12 protein-coding genes are annotated in these 16,672 nt (G+C 60.5%); 7 read left to right on the top strand and 5 right to left on the bottom strand.

Annotated features, from left to right (window positions below; all coding sequences use genetic code 11):
* Positions 1-152: 152 nt before the first annotated feature.
* On the bottom strand, positions 153-1,286 hold the full coding sequence (prfB, locus tag KF841_05545; GenBank protein ID MBX3394811.1) for a peptide chain release factor 2: 1,134 nt from the start codon (positions 1,284-1,286) through the stop codon (positions 153-155).
* Positions 1,287-1,370: 84 nt separating this feature from the next.
* On the opposite strand from prfB, the gene KF841_05540 reads away from it, so the two are divergent.
* Positions 1,371-2,606 carry a metallophosphoesterase gene (locus KF841_05540; protein MBX3394810.1) on the top strand — a complete coding sequence of 412 codons (1,236 nt, stop codon included), beginning with the start codon at positions 1,371-1,373 and terminating at the stop codon, positions 2,604-2,606.
* Positions 2,607-2,625: 19 nt separating this feature from the next.
* Here KF841_05540 and KF841_05535 read toward each other — a convergent pair whose 3' ends face one another.
* Together KF841_05535 and KF841_05530 are read right to left on the bottom strand one after the other, a co-directional pair.
* Positions 2,626-3,834, bottom strand: a complete 1,209-nt coding sequence (locus tag KF841_05535; protein ID MBX3394809.1) for a terpene cyclase/mutase family protein — start codon at positions 3,832-3,834, stop codon at positions 2,626-2,628.
* Positions 3,835-3,894: 60 nt separating this feature from the next.
* Positions 3,895-5,535 (bottom strand): glutamate--tRNA ligase, encoded by a 1,641-nt coding sequence (locus tag KF841_05530; protein ID MBX3394808.1) that lies wholly within the window; start codon positions 5,533-5,535, stop codon positions 3,895-3,897.
* Between the two features lie 52 nt (positions 5,536-5,587).
* On the opposite strand from KF841_05530, the gene KF841_05525 reads away from it, so the two are divergent.
* The 6 genes from KF841_05525 (at position 5,588) to KF841_05500 (ending at position 11,571) form a co-directional block, all read left to right on the top strand.
* Entirely contained in the window at positions 5,588-6,880 is a 1,293-nt protein-coding gene (locus tag KF841_05525; GenBank protein ID MBX3394807.1) for an AAA family ATPase, read from the top strand.
* Between the two features lie 92 nt (positions 6,881-6,972).
* Positions 6,973-7,863 carry a carboxylating nicotinate-nucleotide diphosphorylase gene (gene nadC, locus KF841_05520; protein ID MBX3394806.1) on the top strand — a complete coding sequence of 297 codons (891 nt, stop codon included), beginning with the start codon at positions 6,973-6,975 and terminating at the stop codon, positions 7,861-7,863.
* The gene (locus tag KF841_05515; protein MBX3394805.1) at positions 7,860-8,753 is read left to right on the top strand and encodes a biotin--[acetyl-CoA-carboxylase] ligase; all 894 of its coding nucleotides are present in this window, start codon (positions 7,860-7,862) and stop codon (positions 8,751-8,753) included. Before nadC ends, KF841_05515 begins: the two co-directional genes overlap by 4 nt.
* A gap of 31 nt (positions 8,754-8,784) precedes the next feature.
* A complete protein-coding gene (locus KF841_05510; protein ID MBX3394804.1) occupies positions 8,785-9,480 on the top strand; it encodes an ABC transporter ATP-binding protein in 696 nt (231 codons plus the stop codon).
* Entirely contained in the window at positions 9,477-10,826 is a 1,350-nt protein-coding gene (locus tag KF841_05505) for an ABC transporter permease (GenBank protein ID MBX3394803.1), read from the top strand. Before KF841_05510 ends, KF841_05505 begins: the two co-directional genes overlap by 4 nt.
* Before the next feature lie 7 nt (positions 10,827-10,833).
* Positions 10,834-11,571 carry a DUF3299 domain-containing protein gene (locus tag KF841_05500; GenBank protein MBX3394802.1) on the top strand — a complete coding sequence of 246 codons (738 nt, stop codon included), beginning with the start codon at positions 10,834-10,836 and terminating at the stop codon, positions 11,569-11,571.
* A 27-nt stretch (positions 11,572-11,598) separates the two neighbouring features.
* On the opposite strand, the gene nrfD is transcribed toward KF841_05500, so the two are convergent.
* Both nrfD and KF841_05490 read right to left on the bottom strand, forming a co-directional pair.
* A complete protein-coding gene (nrfD, locus tag KF841_05495) occupies positions 11,599-13,176 on the bottom strand; it encodes a polysulfide reductase NrfD (GenBank protein ID MBX3394801.1) in 1,578 nt (525 codons plus the stop codon).
* 137 nt (positions 13,177-13,313) lie between these two features.
* Positions 13,314-16,643 carry an alpha-mannosidase gene (locus KF841_05490; protein MBX3394800.1) on the bottom strand — a complete coding sequence of 1,110 codons (3,330 nt, stop codon included), beginning with the start codon at positions 16,641-16,643 and terminating at the stop codon, positions 13,314-13,316.
* Between the last annotated feature and the right edge of the window lie 29 nt (positions 16,644-16,672).

The raw sequence follows: 16,672 nt of genomic DNA, 5'->3' as shown, positions 1-16,672 counted from the left end.
ACGGAACTGGGAATCAACGCCACATCCAAACTGCCGGCCAATCGCGCAGCCGCGGGCGTGCCGCCGTGCGGGGGAGCCGCGCGCAGGTGCGTCCTGGAGCCGGTTCGGGCAGGCGACAAACTGATGTTTTAGATAAGGTTAGAGGCGATGCGCTATCGGTTTTTCATCGCCCGTTTTCGCAACATTGCATCGATGAACGGCTGCAAATCGCCATCCAGCACTTTTTGCGGATTGCCCACTTCGAGCCCGGTGCGAAGGTCTTTCACCCGGGGATCGTCGAGGACATAGTTGCGGATCTGGTTGCCCCAGGCGATTTCGCCTTTGGCATCGTAGATGCTGGCCATCTGGGCATCGCGCTTGGCCTGTTCGATCGCCTCAAGGCGCGACTTCAGAATTTTCAGGGCGCCGTGCTTGTTCTGGGCCTGACTTCGTTCATTAACGCACTCGACGACAAGGCCGCTCGGAATGTGCTTGATGCGGACGGCCGTAGCCACTTTGTTAACGTTTTGGCCGCCGGCGCCGCTGCTTCGGCAGAAGGTCATCACGTCCAGATCGCGTTCGGGAATCTCGATCTTGGTTTCCGGGAAGACCGGCGTGACATCGACCGCCGCGAAGCTCGTCTGCCGCTTGCCCTGTGCGTTGAATGGGCTGATTCGGACCAGCCGGTGGACGCCGGCTTCGGTGCTCAGATAGCCGTAGGCATAGGAGGCCTTCACCATCAGTTCGACGGACTGAATGCCCGCTTCGTCGCCATCGCGCCTGGAGAGTTCTTCGACTTTCCAGCCGACGGCTTCGAAGTATCGCAGGTACATTCGAAAGAGCATCGAAGCCCAGTCGCATGCTTCGGTGCCGCCCGCGCCGGCCTGAATGCTGAAGTAGCAATCTCTCGAATCGTTCGGCCCGGACAACAGCGCCATGAGCGACACGCGCTCCAGCTCCGCGATCATTGCGGCGCGCTCCGTCTCCACTTCCGCCCGTGCGGCGTTGTCATCTTCCGCGTCGGCCAGTTCGATCAGGACCTTGATATCATCGATGCGTCTACCGAGCGCTTCAACCGGCTCGATAATGCCTTTGAGCGATTTGAGCCGGGAGACATGCTCCTGGGCGTCCGGAGAATCCCAGAATCCGGGCTGGCCCATGAGCTCTTCGATCTGCTTCAGGTCGCTGCGCTTTTTCGGCAGGTCAAAGAGAGTCTCGTATCGAATTGAAGCGACTCTCCAACTCTTCAATCGGCATGATATCTTCGGCGGTTGCCATTCGCATGCTCCTTTGCTGTCATTTACTATAAGTGGCGAGTACCGGATCGGCAACGCCGGCTCACCACGAACGGCCGAATCGGCGGCGAGCAATCGACAGGATCGGAGCGATTCATGCCTTGGAAAGTCAACTCGATGTCGCGAAAAATCGCCCCTTTTGCAGTGATTGTCGTCTCGACGCTCTGCGTTGCGGGATACAAGTACGACGAACGCACGCGCCCGAAACTGATTCTGGGGCCCATGGTCCAGATGCCAGCGCCCGACCAGCTCGCCGTCGTCTGGACCGCGCAGGCCGGTGGGTCGACGGCATGGATCCGATTCACGCGCCCGGACGGCAGCGCCACCGAGCAGGCCGTCGAGCCGGCCGACGGACGATATGTCGGTGAACTCGGCGGCCTCGAACTCGGCAAGGCTTATCAGTATGAGTTGTTTAATGCTGGAATGTTCGGACGGCGCGTTCGCATCGCGGGTCCGCTTGACTACAAAAGCCCGGCGGCGCCGGGAACGGCATTCCGATTCGTCGCCTTCGGAGATTCGGGTGTCGGTGGCAATTCGCAGTCCCTTGTTGCCAACCTGATGGCTGCACAGAAGCCGAATCTCGTGATTCACACGGGCGATCTGATCTATCCGGCCGGAGCAAAGCAGGACTATCCGCTGAACTTTTATGAGCCAAACCGATCGCTTCTTGCGCACGTCCCGTTCATGGCGACGCTCGGCAATCATGATGTCGCGACGGATAAGGGCGCTCCGCTGCTGGCGGAGTTTATTCTACCGCGAAATGGTCCGCCGGGGTTCGAGGCCGAACGCAACTACTACTTTGATTTCGGAGATGCCAGATTTGTGGCACTGGACTCCAACCAGTCATCGCAGGGCGGCGTCATCTCCGCGGAGCAGATGGCGACGCAGATCGCGCCGTGGGTTCGTTCCATCCTGACGGATTGCAATGCCCGGTGGAAGTTCGCCTACTTTCATCATCCATACTACACGGGCAGTTCGCATGGACCCAAGGGCGGAGAACACATGAAGCGCGCGTTCGCGCAGGTGTTTGAGGATTGCGGCGTGGATGCGGTCTTCTGCGGCCACAACCACCTCTACGAGCGCACCGCGCCGATGAAAGCGGACAAGATGGTGGCCGACGGCGAGGGCGTTGTTTATATCACGACGGGCGCCGGCGGGGCCCAGCGCTATCCGGAAGCGAATCCGCCTCCGCCGTTCCTGCGTACCTATAACGATCGGGTCTTCAGTTTCACCTGCGTGGACGTATCGCCCGATCGGGTGAGAATCCGGCAGTTGGACGAGAATGGAAGCCAGATTGACGACTTCGAGATTCGCAAGCCCGCGAAGAATTGAAGCAATCCGTGACCGCGGGTCAATTCGTGCCTGCCGGTCGGCTCGCACGGGCTGAGTCCGAATCAGCCTGCATGGCCGTTTGCAGTGAGAGGATGGCCAGGGCGGTCACATAGTTCTCGTCCCCCTCCAGCCATCGTGTGCGCTCGTTGACCCAGCTTCCGTCCCTGTTCTGAAGCGAAACAATCTTGCCGCACAGGTCCACACGCCAGTTGTGCGACACGCCATTGTCATCCACGACGATCGGCTCGCCCCACGCGTACAGTGCCCGGGCGAAGACATGGTAGTAGTAGTAGAGGCCCTCCTGTGCGGAGCGACCCCGAAGCCCGGGATTGACGTCCAGCGTGTAGTTGCGCCGAATCCATCTCAGGCAGGACTCGATGCGCGGATCCTCTCTTGAGACATTTGCATAGAGCATGCTCTTGAAACCGGAGTAGGTCATCGAGCCATAAGAGATCGGCTGCGACTTCACCAGTTCGATCATCGGATTGGCCTTCGATTCGCCCCCGTCGCCCGGCGTGTAGATGAAGCCGCCGTCCGCCGATCCCTTCGCGAACGGCTGATCGTTCGTGGCTTCGTTCATCTGGCTGCGGGAGATGAATGTCAACGCGCGCTGATAGACCGGGTCATCCTTCGACAGGCCGCTCGCGTGCAGGGCTTCGAGCATCATCTGTGTGTTGGACAGGTCGGGGCGTTTCTTGCTGTTGTATCCGGATCCGCCGTACCAGACGTTGGAGGAATCCATCGAGTCGTCCGCGCCGTACTGCAGCCGCGTGAGAAATCGCTGTGCCCTGGCCACGCGCTGTGTTTGATCGGCGTCACGCAGCGTGGCGAGAAAGGAAAGCACGACGGAAGTTTGATAGTTCGCGAGATTCTGCCGCTGATCATAAATGCCGCCGTCGTTCTGTTCGTATTGCAGGATGCGCGCGAGGGCGCGCTCAACGATCGGATGCTTCGGGCCGTAGGTCGCATCGTTGGCGAAGGCCTGCGCGACAAGCGCCGTCACGGCCGGTCCGTAGCGAGCGGTTGTCCAGCCGCCGTCGCGATCCTGTGCAGCGCGGAGATACGCGAGGCCGCGATTCACGGCGCGCCTTGCGTCGCTCAGCAATTTCGGCGGTAGTGCCGCATGTGTGTCGGTGACGGGGGGCTGGGCCAGGGCGACCGCTTGCAGAAAAACGACGATCGTCCCCGCGAAAACAAAGCGCCGGCAATCAGTGATGCGGGTGTTCATGGCTTGTCCTGTTCCGAACAGAGATCGATCTATTGAGTGTTCTGCGTCGTTGGCCCGGTGTCATGCCCTCGCCGCGAGGCAGCGCCGAACTCGGTTCATGGTTCCGGTTTTGCCGAGCAGCGCCAGGGTCTCACCGATTGCGGGGCTCACAGGCCTTCCGGCGACGGCGACGCGAATCGGCTGTGCCACATCGCCCATGCCGACGCCTTCGGCCTCGCACATTCGCTTGATGAGCGAATCAATGCCCTCGGCGGTCCACGGGTTGAGAGATTCTAGCGCCGGAAGCAGCCTCGACAACATCGCGTAGCCCGCGCCATCCTTCTTTTCGAGGAATTTCTTCACGGCAGCCGGATCGTACTCAACGGCTTCGTCCGGGGCGAAGAGAATGCCTGCTTTCGCCTCGATATCGCGAAGTGTTCGCATTCCCTTGCAGGCTTCGATCACGCGCGAGGCGGTCGCGTCATCCAGGGCTGCCAGGGGAGAGCCGCTCGCCGCTGACCAGTCGCGAAACGCGGCCAGCAGCCTTTCGGGTGAAGCGGTCGCGCAGTAGTCGGTGTTGACCGCAAGCAGCTTTTCGCGATCAAACCGGCCGGCTGTCTTGCCGATTCGATCAATGGAGAACGCGGCGATCATCTCGTCCCGCGTAAGGCGTTCGCGGTCATCGCCGGGTGACCAGCCGATCAGGGCGATAAAGTTGAGCAGCGCCTCGGGCAGATAGCCCGACACGCGAAAGTCGTGAACATCGATCTCGGGAATCACCGCTCCGGCGGCCTGTGCCAGGCGATTGAGCTGCGTTGAGTCCAGTTCGGCGTCCGCCTTGTCGAGCCAGCGGTGGATTGCCGCCTCGTCGGAAGATGCCAGAGTAACGACATCCGCCGGCGTCCACAGTTTGCTCTTCAGCTTTTCTTTCACGGCCGTTCGCACGACTTTGTGTTTGTCGCGCTTGCTCATTTTCGTGCCGTCGATATTGAACACGAGGGGCAGATGGGCATAGATCGGCGTGCTGTAGCCCAGGGCCCTCTGCATGAAGACGTGTTTCGGCGTGTTCATCAGGTGTTCCTGGGCGCGCAGCACATGCGAGATCCGCATGTGCTCGTCATCCACGACAACGGCGAAATGGTAAGTCGGCCAGCCGTTCGATTTGACGATGACCAGGTCCTCCACTTCGCCCGCGCCGAAGGTCACGTCGCCAAGGATTTCATCGTGCACCGTGATCGGTTCGTCCGGAACGGCGAAGCGCACGACGACCGGCCGCCCCTGCTCGCGGGCTCGGGACGCATCGGCTTCGGACGGGAAAGTGGCGGGTCGCGGATATCGGAAGCTCACTTTCTCTGCCATGGCCTTGCGGCGCAGCGCGTCCAGTTCTTCCGCGGTGTCGAATGCGTAGTAGGCGAGCCCGGCATCAAGCAGTTTTCGCTCGGCTGCTCGATAAAGGTCGAGCCGTTCGCTCTGGTTGTATGGACCGTAGGGCCCGCCGACTTCGGGTCCCTCGTCCCAGTCGATACCCAGCCAGCGGAGGTCATCGCGCAGCTTCTGATCAGCGCCTTCAATATTCCGCTGGATATCCGTGTCCTCGATCCGAAGGACGAATCGTCCGCCGTTCCGGCGGCAGAATAACCAGTTGAACAGGGCCGATCGCGCGCCGCCGACATGCAAATACCCCGTGGGAGATGGGGCAAATCTGGCTCGAACAGGGTTCATAATGGGTTGGCTTCTCAAGTATCTTGCCATCACACGGAGTTGGCATTCCAGAATGACAGTTTACGTCCGAATGAAAAACGGCGAAAGCAAGGCCCCGCCGCGTTTCTCCGACGAACAGGTTTCGGTTATGCTGAAGGGAAAACCGGGAGACTTCAATATGGTCAACAGTAGCAGCAATCTCTTCGGCGGAAAGGCACACAACGGCATTCGCGTCGTCGTCACCGGGCAGGTCGGCGTCGACAAGCGCCCCTTCCTCGAGAAAGTCCGCGATCTGGCCGGCGAGCGCGGCCACAATGTCACGGTCTGCAACGTCGGTGCGATGATGTATAAGGAAGCGCCGGACGTTCGGCCGGGACGGATTCTCGATTTGCCGCGGACCCGCTTGAACAGCCTGAGGCGTGCTGTTTTCAAGGACGTACTTGCGACGGCCGAGCGAACCGAAAACGTGATTGTCAACACCCACGCGACGTTTCGATGGAAACACGGCCTGTTCGAGGCCTTCGATTTCGACCAGATGAAGGCCTTTGATGCCGATCTTTACGTCACGCTCGTGGACAACGTCGATGCCATTCACGAACGGCTCCTTAAAGAGCATGACGTGCCTCATACGCTCAAGGACATCATGGTCTGGCGCGAGGAGGAAATTCTCGCCACGGAAATTCTCGCACACGCCATCGGGCGACACGGCACTTTTTACGTGCTCGCGCGCGGTCATAACGAGGCGACTGCTGAATCGCTGGTGCGGCTGATGTTCGAATCACAGCGCAAGAAGATTTACCCCAGCTTTCCGATGTCGCACGTCATGGACATGCCGGACGTGCTTGCTGAGATCGACGGATTCCGCGCCTCGCTGGCGGAGCATTTCATTTGTTTCGATCCCGGAGACCTCGACGAAAAGCGCCTGCTTTTTGAGGCCGGAGAAGCGACCAAGAAGGGCGAGGCCGCAATCACGCTGAAGGTGAACGGGCGCGATCTGACGTTCAGCGTCAACGATGTCACGAATGTTGCACGCGATATCGACGGACAGATTTATGCCCGCGACTTCAAGTTGATCGACCAGAGCGACATGATCGTCAGCTACATTCCAGAGCTTGCGGGCGGCATTCCGGGCCTGTCGAGCGGCGTGGAACGCGAATTGCAACACGCCTGGGAGGGAACAAAGGAGGTCTACGTCATCTGGAGGCCGCGAAAAGACCCGTCGCCCTTCATCACTGAAACCGCGACGCGCGTATTCAAAAGTGTGGACGAGCTCTTCAAGCATTTTCAGACGCTGAAGTACCTCGGGAATTATCAGCTTAATCTGCTGAATCCGTCCGCGCCGATGGAGCGCGGCCGATTTGGTTGACGCCCGGCCGGACCGAAGGCACCATCCGCGGAAAGGCGTACCGCGGCGCGCCGGCATGATGGCCCGTTCGGATTGACGAACTGGTGAATGCGATGCAAATCGACCTGAATCAGATTTTGCCGCTCATCGAAATAGCCCGCCGCGAAGACCTCGGACTGCATGGTGATCTCACCTCGCGTCTCATGCCCGAGCTTGCGGTGACCGCGCGTGGACGTTGGCAGATTGTCCCTCGCGATCACGGCCGATTCTGCGGTGCGTTGTTACTCCCGGCGCTCGTCGAATCGCTCGCGCCGGAGGTGGTGCTTGATTGGATCGATCCGCATGCGGACGCGCTGAATGTCGAACCCGGCGTGCCGATCGCCCGGCTCAGCGGCCGCGTGATTCAGATGCTGACCGCCGAGCGGACGATTCTGAACTTCCTTCAGCATCTTTCAGGCGTCGCGACGCTGACAAGTCGCTTTGTCGCCGCGGTCACCGGAACCCATGCCAAGATTTATGATACGCGCAAGACAACGCCGGGCCTGCGCGAGCTGGAAAAATACGCCGTTCGCTGTGGCGGTGGACACAATCATCGCATCGGGCTTTTCGATGCGGTTCTGATCAAGGACAACCACCTCGCCGGAATTCCATCGTCGCGCCTGGCCCATGCCGTTTTCGAAATGTTGAACCGCCTTCCGCATTTGCCCTCACAGCCTGCCTTTGTCGAAGTCGAGTGCGATACGCTCGAGCAATTCGAGCAGTTACTGAGCGTCGTAGGCATTGACGTCATCCTCCTGGATAATTTCAGCCTCGAAGACATGCGATCGGCTGTTGCCATCAGAGACGCCCGCGGACTGCGCAGCAAAGTGGAACTGGAGGCGAGCGGCCGCGTCACCCTCGAAACCGTACGTGCTGTCGCCGAGACCGGTGTCGAACGAATCGCCGTCGGTGCCATAACGCACTCCGCTCCCATTCTCGATATCGGCTTGGACGCCATTGAATGATCCCCGATTCGCCGCATGTCCTGAGCGCCGATGCCATCGCCGCCGAGCTGCATACGGCCCGGGTGGGTCGGCGTGTCGCCGTTCTGCCGGAGATCGACAGCACCAATACCTTCGCATTACAAACTCTGGCTCCGCAATCCGGAGCGGACGCGGACGGAACCGCCGTATTTGCGGAGCGTCAGACGGCCGGTCGCGGTCGTCTGGGGCGACAGTGGCATTCCCCGGCTGGTGCGAGCGTGATGTGCACGATTCTCCTCAATGAGCCGCGCAATGCGGCGCGGCCCGCATTCTGGATGACGGGAGCGGCCGTTGCGGTCGCAAGGACGATCGAGAGGACGACGGATGTCTCGCCGCAGATTATCTGGCCCAACGATATCTACGTGGGGGAGAAGAAACTGGCCGGCATCCTCGTCGAAGCAAAGGTCACCGGCTGCAGTCCGGAGACGTTAGATACCCATCGCGTCGAAGTGCTCGCCCCAAGGGAAATCGCCCGGCGCGATCAACGCTCCAGTCAATTCGCCGCGTGGATTGCAATCGGCATTGGGATTAACTGTCTACAGCAGCCGATGCACTTCCCGGAGCCGCTTCGCGCATGCTCCACGTCGCTCCACATTGAGAGCCGCGACCCCATCGATCGACTTGCAATCGCCCGCCGTCTGCTTCGCGAACTTGATGGACTCTTCGCCGAACCGGCCTGCGTCAGTGACGACGAGCTGACTGCCGAATGGTGTCGCCGGTCCGCTGACATCGGCCGCCGCGTCACGCTCATCTCGGGGCAGGAGCACGTCTCCGGCGTCATACTCGATATCCACCCGCGCGATGGCCTGGTGCTTCAACCCGATGTTGGCTCGCGCCGGCATTTCGACCCGGCGACCACCTCGCGTGCGTGACCCGGTCCTCTCAAACGCCTACCATGATGCCATGAGCCTGCTCAGGATCGAGTCCCTGTCCAAGTCGTACGCCGTTCCCGGTTCGGCGCGTCGCATGATCGTCGACATTCCGGAACTCCGACTCAATTCTGGCGAAGAGCTTGCCCTGTGCGGCGCGAGTGGATGCGGCAAGAGCACGTTTCTGAATCTCGTCGCGGGGATCACTGAACCGGACAGCGGGACCGTCCGCCTTGACGGACGCGACCTCTTCGCGATGCGCCCGGCCGATCGCGATCGTCTCCGAGGGGGCTGGATCGGTTGCATATTCCAGTCGTTCAATCTTCTGCAGGGCTTCACGGCGATCGAGAACGTCGAACTGGCCATGATGTTCGGCCGCGGCGTCGATCGGGCATTCGCCCGTGACTTGCTCAATCGCGTCGGCCTGGCAGAACACTGCAATCATCTCCCATCGACGCTCTCGATCGGCCAGCAGCAACGCGTGGCTGTAGCCCGGGCTCTGGCCAATCGTCCGCGGCTGATCCTGGCCGACGAACCGACGGGCAATCTCGATCATGACAATGCGCGGGGCGCAATGGAGCTGATTCGATCACTTGCCGCGGCTTCCGGCGCGGCGCTGATCGTCGTCAGCCACGATCGCGGCCTCCTCAGCACGTTTCGTCGCGTTGAGGACTTCGAACGGCTCAACCGCGCCTGTCAGAGTGTGTCACGCGCCGGCGGTGACTCATGACAATTATCAATCCACAATCCGGGCAGCCTGCTTCGCATGTCGCTCAAGGCGCAGATGCTGCGGCCGCTACTCCCGTTGGAATTCGCGCCATCGCCTTTGTCGTACGGCGCAGTCTTCGCCGTCATCTGCTTGCCACCTGCGTCACAATTTCCGCGACGGCGATGGCGTCGGCGCTGGTCATGGCCGTTTTCACGCTGCGAGATCAGGCTGAACGTGCGTTTGTCGGGGGTTCCTGCGGGTTTGATGCCGTCTTGGGAGCGCGATCAAGTCGCCTCCAACTCGTCCTCAACGTACTTTTTCACCTCGACGTATCACCCGGAAATATCCCGTGGTCGCTCTACGATTCGGTCCGGTCCGACCCGCGCGTGGCTGTCGCCGTTCCAATCGCCGTCGGAGACAACTACTTCGGCTATCGCATTGTCGGCACCGACGCGCAGCTCTTCACGGAGTTTCAGCCGCGCCGCAGTCGCAAGCTGGAAATTCGCTCCGGTGGACGGCCTTTCGATTCCGAACTTCGCGAGGCTGTCGTTGGGGACGTGGTTGCACGCCGCACTGGGCTTTCCGTCGGAAGCACGTTTCGTCCCCATCACGGGCTCGTCTTCGATTCCGCCGCGATTCACGACGACGAGCATGACGAGTTCCTCGTGGTTGGAATTCTCGAACCCACGAATTCGCCCGTGGACCGCGTGGTCTGGATTCCGATCGAAGCGGTATTCCGAATGAGCGGCCATGTCCTCGGGCATGACGACGATCATTACGAACCCGTTGCTGGCGAGGAGATCCCGATCGAACACAAGGCCGTCAGCGCGCTGCTTATCAAGCTCCGAAGCCCCCAGTTCGGCCTTGACCTCGATCAGGAGTTCAACAGGGGCGGTTCGGCGGCCACCTTCGCCTGGCCGGTTGCTCGCGTGTTGTCGGAGCTGTTTGATCGCATCGGGTGGATGGCGGCTGTGCTCGAAATCGTCGCCGCAATGGTCATGCTGGTCGCGGGCGCGGCTATTTTGGCGAGCCTGCATAACACGATCAACGAGCGGCGTCGCGAGTTTGCGATTTATCGCGCGTTGGGTGCCCGGCGGCTGACGGTGTTCTCGATTATTATCATGGAATCCGGCGCTATCGCCGCGATCGGAGCGTTCGCGGGATTCGTTCCGTACATCGGTCTGCTCGCTTCCGCGCGGACAATCATTCGCGATCAGACAGGTGTCGTACTCGACCTTTGGAGTGTTCATCCCGCGCTGCTTTGGACGCCGGCGGCCGCTATCCTGCTCGGTCTCATCGCGGGTTTGATACCGGCATGGAAGGCGTATGCCACCGACGTGGCGGCCTGCCTCGCGCCGCATTCGTGAAGCCGATATGAGCGAGCCAGTACCTTTTCCGGTCCCGAAGTCGCGAAACCCAACGTCCGGCCGGGCTAGTCGTTCGCGCTTCCGGCTTTTGCGGCCCTGCGGCGTCCTGCGAGCAGTAGCGTCCGGTCTGCTGCTGATCTCGACAGCATGCAAGGAGCCGCCTGCTCCGGCCACCCAGCCCAATATGCCGCGCGGCCGACCCATTCTCGAGGGAGGCAAACGGGAGCCGACATCTCCGGCCGGCGTTCCGCCTCTGACCACGGGCATCAGCGATTCCTTGAATGAAAAGTCGCCCGGCATTCATCCACTTGTATCTTTCGATTTCCTCGCCGGCTTCAGATATCAGAAACCGCCCCTGACTGCGGCGCCGTCGGATTCGCCTCGGCCGGACCCGATTCCACCCACCATCAAGGCTTTCGACGGCCGACAGGTCACAGTTGTCGGATTCATGGCGCCGCTCGACCTGGATGACGATGGACGCGTGCCTCTGTTCATGCTGATGCGAAATCAGACCTTCTGCTGCTACGGAAAGCCGCTCGAAATGAACGAATGGATCGAGGTTCAATGCCCCGAGGGTCGCCCGGTCAAGGAACTGCTGGACGTGCCGCTTGCCGCCAGCGGCCGCCTCGGCGTGGGCGAAAAGGACATCAACGGGATCATTCTGAACATCTACCGGCTGGATCTCGAAGACCTGCGCCCGGTCGATCCGAACGACATCAATCCGCGGCCGCTTCCGCGCCGTTAACGAAGACGAACCGGCCATCTTCAATCATCAACTCAGCGGCACACGCTGCGGCGCCTGGACGAGGATGTGGTTCTTTGCCGTGATACCGAGCAGGATCAACACGGCGGCCAGGCGAATCGGTCCGCCTGAGAGCAGGACGGCGGCCGGCGCCAGGAGGCCCACGGCGGCGACTCCGATCCAGAACCATGACGCAAAAGGCCCGCGCAGGATGGCGGCGGCCGTTAACTCTGCATTCTTCGTCTGATGCCGCGGCAACAACTCGGCTTTCTGAATGGCGATCAGCATCACCAACGCGACCCCGAGGACAACCCGCGCCGGATCGGGATTGCTTCCCACGGCCGACGGCCACCATGTCGGCGAGTCAGTTGACACTGAAACCATTCCGCCCGCCCAGTCCATGATTCCGAGCAGAACACAGCACGCGGTTCCGGCGACGAGCGCGTCGACAATCATCGACACCACCAGCAGCGGACTCTGCCAGTAATCCCGGCCGCGCGCCTGAGCGAACAGCAGGGCGGTATATCCCGCCGTGGCCGTCGCGAACAGCGCAAGGACGAAAGACAGATAGAACTTTGGCCAGTAACCCAACGGTAGAAAACCCGATGCCCAGACGATCGGAATCAGCATTCCGAATGCCGTGATAAAGTAGGCTCCGCGCACAAGCCAGCTCTTCCATTGCGGGCGAAGCAGCACATACAGAAACCGCTTCGGCTGCGTCAGGTCCGCCACCAGCAGATATCCAGTGAGCCCAAGGAACGCCACAGACGCAATCGCCGCCGAAAATGGCAACGGCGATGCCGACAGGCCCAGCGCAAACAGAATGAATGTCACGAGCGGGATTCCCGTCGAAACTGCTTTCGTCGTGATATAGGCCGACACCATCCAGCCCCACGGGGCGGGCTTCTTCTTCTGGTCATAGACGCGGCGGGCGCGGGCATCTTCGCTTGCCTCGTCGTCCGCGAGTGACAGCGCCTTCTTGTTCACGCCCAAGGAGGCGCCCGCACCGCTGCTCCAGACATAGTCCTGCTGTGGCGGAGCAGCGGCCGGATCCAGTGCCGCCGTCTCACCGCCGACATAGAACAGCTTCGGTCGCGTGTTTTTTTCCACTTTCGGATATTGAACGCGCTGGCTCATGTCGAGTAGCGAAATCCTGCTGGTGTGGTCGTCAAGATCGCCGCTGACGATGGCCTCGACGGGGCATACGACCACGCACGCCGGCTCGATGCCCTGGTCAACGCGGTGCGTGCAGTAGTTGCACTTGGCGGCCGTCAGTGTTTCCGGGTCGAGATAGAGCGCATCGTAGGGGCATGCCTGCATGCAGGCCTTGCATCCAATGCAGCGGTCGTTGTCGAAATCGACAATGCCGTCCGGACGGATGAAGAGGGATGTCACCGGACAAATCTCGACGCAGGGCGCATCAGTGCAATGATTGCATCGCTGGACATTGAAGCTGCGGCGCGTGTTGGGGAATTCGCCCTTCTCAATGTACTTCACCCAGGTTCGGTTTACGCCGATCGGTACGCTGTGCTCGCTCTTGCAGGCAACGGTACACGCGTGACAGCCGATGCAGGCACGATTATCGATGGCGAAACCAAATCGGGGCATTCGCGATTCCGTGTTCGGAGTTTAAGACCGCAAGGCACTCTATCGGAAGCGCTTCGACACACGCAAGCCGCGGCGATGCGGTTCATCGGCGCGGCCACATAAGGGCAGCCGAGCCGGAGTCTGGATGATCACGCCCATCAATCGTGTTGCGACCGGGCCAGAGCGTCGCGGGTGATCTTGATGGTCTTGATTTCGTAGGGGCCGAATTCGGCGGAGATGGCCCCGCCTTCGATCGGAAGCATGCCGGCCTCCGGGATTACTCGTTCAAGGAGGTCCGTCTCCGTCGCCAAGGCGGCGGCGAATCCGAGCGTGAGCTTCGCTTGCGTTTTCATGCCCGCGCATTCATAGGCTCGGAGAATCAGACCGTCTCCGTCTTCCGCGGCTTTGAACGCCGTCATGATGATGTTCGGCTCCGAAATGCCGACGTACGAGCGGCCGGTGCGAATCGACGCATCCGTTGACGGTGCCCCGCGGACCACGAATGGTGCGGGTTGGTTGAACTCCCATGCAGCTTTCGCCAAGGCCGCGCGATCCAGCGGTCCATCGAATCTCATCACACCGAACCGCATGAGATGAATGCCGACGTCCGGCGTCGGGTCAGGATCGTAGCTGCTGCGAAGCATCGTCATTCGAATGACGCCATCCTTCACGTCGTAGCCGTGCTTGCAGTCGTTGAGCACTGCCACTGTTCGCTTACCGTCGCTCAGTGCAACCCACTTCAGCGTCGGATACTCCTTGCCATCTGTGGGTCGCCCGATGTCGCCGAATGGTATCTCTGACCTCGCTTCCTCGTTGCTGATTCCGGTGTCGAAGGCGACCTTCAGCATGTCCGAGCCTTTTTGCGAATTCCCGATCTGGAGCCACTCAACCTTCACTTCATAATCCACACGCGGCGATGCGGCGTACGTCACTTCATCCACGAATAGCGTCGAAAGGTCGTGACGATAGGTACGACGCACCCGGGTTCGCACAGGCCCGGATTCGATGACATCCGTCCAGACCGGCTCGCCAAGCGGCTGGGTCTGGTCCACTGTCTGAATGGTCCATGCCGTCATGCCGCCCGGCTTCTCGTGGAGAATCTGAAAGTTCGCCGCCATCGCGCTCGGCTTCTTCGCGGCATGGGGGCGGACGCCGTCGATCTCGCCGATGTGAATCGGAAGGGGTCGGCGCTGATGCGGTTCTCCCGCCTTCCGAATATCCGCGAGAAAGACCTTGTAGCCGCAGCTTGGCAGACCCGATGCGAGGAAGCAGATTTGTGTTACGGAAGTGTCACCTTCTTCCGATCGGTCAAGAATCTGCATCGGCGCCGAACGACCGTCGGAATCAAGAATGCCCGCGACTTCCTCCTCGGCCAGGTGGAACAGATCAACGGTGACCACTTCGCTGCGCGCCCACGCCAGCGGATTGAAGATCCAGATTCCCTTCTGGTAGGTCGAGTCGTCCCTTCGTGATTTACCGCCCGCGGCGCGGTCGGCGATGGCCTTCAAGGACCGCTCCTGAATTCGTTGGGCCTGCGCGATCACTCTCTCCAGCATGTCATTCGTATAGAACGAAGGGGGATGAATGAACGAGCCGGGAAGCGTGTCATGATGATGGTTAAACAGCACGTCTTTCCAGCCGTCTCCCAATGCCGACGTGGGATTCCGATCGAATGCTCCGTCCACGACGGCCATCGCCGAAAAGACTTCGGCGCGCTCGAGCGCGCTCTCCGCCAGTCGATTCAATCGCTTGACTCGGCCATGCGTGGTGTAGCATCCCTCGAAGATGGTGTTCAGCTCGTTACGGATCGTGGGCGCGTTCAGCTTGTCCGCCATCTGGTGAAGACGATCGAAGAATTCCGAGGCCGTTGAGAATTTGACCGTGGGCCATGGTGAACGCGACTTCATCGCGTTGGCCGCCTCGATGTACTCGCGCGTGGGCCCTCCGCCGTGATTGCCGACGCCGTACACCATCAAGTGGTCGTTCGCCCCCGTTCCGATGACGAACTTGATCAGCTCCCGAACCTTGTCATCGCTCACAACGTCGTTGTACCAGCCGCCTGTCGCCGGCTCCTCGAACGCGAGGACGCGAGAGCCATCCGGACCTTCCCACCAGAATAACGGCACACCCTTGCCCGCCCGACAGAAATAGTACGAATCAATGCCGGATTTGAGGAGCAGTTGTGGCATCGTCCAGCAGTGCCCGAACGTGTCCGGCTCCCAGCCGACTGAGCAGACCTTGCCAAACGTCTGCTGAAAATAGCGTTGCCCGTAAAGGAAATGCCGAACGTGCGACTCCGGAGAGATGATGTTCGTATCCCCTTCGCACCATCGACCGCCCACCAGCTCCCATCGCCCGTCTTCGATGTACTTCTTCATCTTGTCGAACAGCTCAGGATGATGAACTTCCGTCGCCAGATACAACGCCGCACTGCTTTGAGAGAATGTGAAATCCGGAAACTCCTCCATGAATTTCACGGCCTGTCCGAATGTCTGAGGGATGATCTCCCTGATGGTCTCATCCCATGTCCATAGCCATTGCAGATCGATGTGCGCGTGGCCGACGAGATGCCCCGTATATTTCTGCATCTGCGGATGATGGTGCGAGATCGACTGCCGCGCGCGGTGCAGCGACGCCGTATAGGCTTCCGCATCCCCGCGTTCGAATGCAGCCAGGTCCTCAGCGTTTTCGGCCTCCTTTACATGCTCCAGAAGGTGAGCGTCCTTGTCGCGCTCGGCGAGTTGCCGCATGATGTCGAGCTCCGCACGGAACCTCTCTTGTTCGGCACGCAGCTCGTGCTGTCGTCTTGCCCTGACCTCCACCGCCGCCAGCTTTTCGCGGTCGCCCGCCTCGTCGCGAAGGCAAAAGGTCACGAGGGCTTCGCGGCTGTAGCCGCTCACCTGACGTACTTCAAAGGCCGGTATCGGCCCGTTTTGGTAAACCCAGAGTACGGTATTCCCGTTGTTGGTGATGCGGACATTGTCAATGCACTGCACATATCGGCCGGGCTTGTCGCCCTCGAAATTCACCGTCCAGCGTGCAACGGATACCCCATCAAGCGATGACATATCCATGACGCGATGATGCCATTTGCCGACGGCCTTCTCGATGAGTCCGTCGCCGTGGAGCCTGATGCCGTCCTGATCGACAATGGCCTGATCGCGTGCCCAGGGCATGGCGCGAAACGGCTGCGGCAGATTCTCGGCCGAGAAGTCGATATCGATTCCGCCCTTGGCGACTGGCACATCGCTGGCGAGGGCGACGTCATACTCCAGGTGGTCACCTTTCTTGAAGGTGTACGGCTCCCGGGAGAACTGGAGATAGATGAACCAGTTGCCGTCGTCGCTGTTGACAATGTTGTTCACACTGAAATACATGCAGGTGTCAGTGCTGGCGACGCTCTCGTCCGTGTTGTTCGCCAGTGCATGCGTTGCGAGTGAAAACAGAGTGATCGCGGCGGCGAACCGTCTCAGTTTGGTGTGTTGCATTCCATTTCTCCAACCTTGAAGTTTGACGA

It is taken from the genome of Phycisphaerae bacterium, assembly GCA_019636475.1.
GTDB lineage: Bacteria > Planctomycetota > Phycisphaerae > UBA1845 > UTPLA1 > JADJRI01.
The sequence above is the reverse complement of the archived record's forward strand: the minus strand, read 5'-3'. Positions and strand labels throughout refer to the sequence as shown.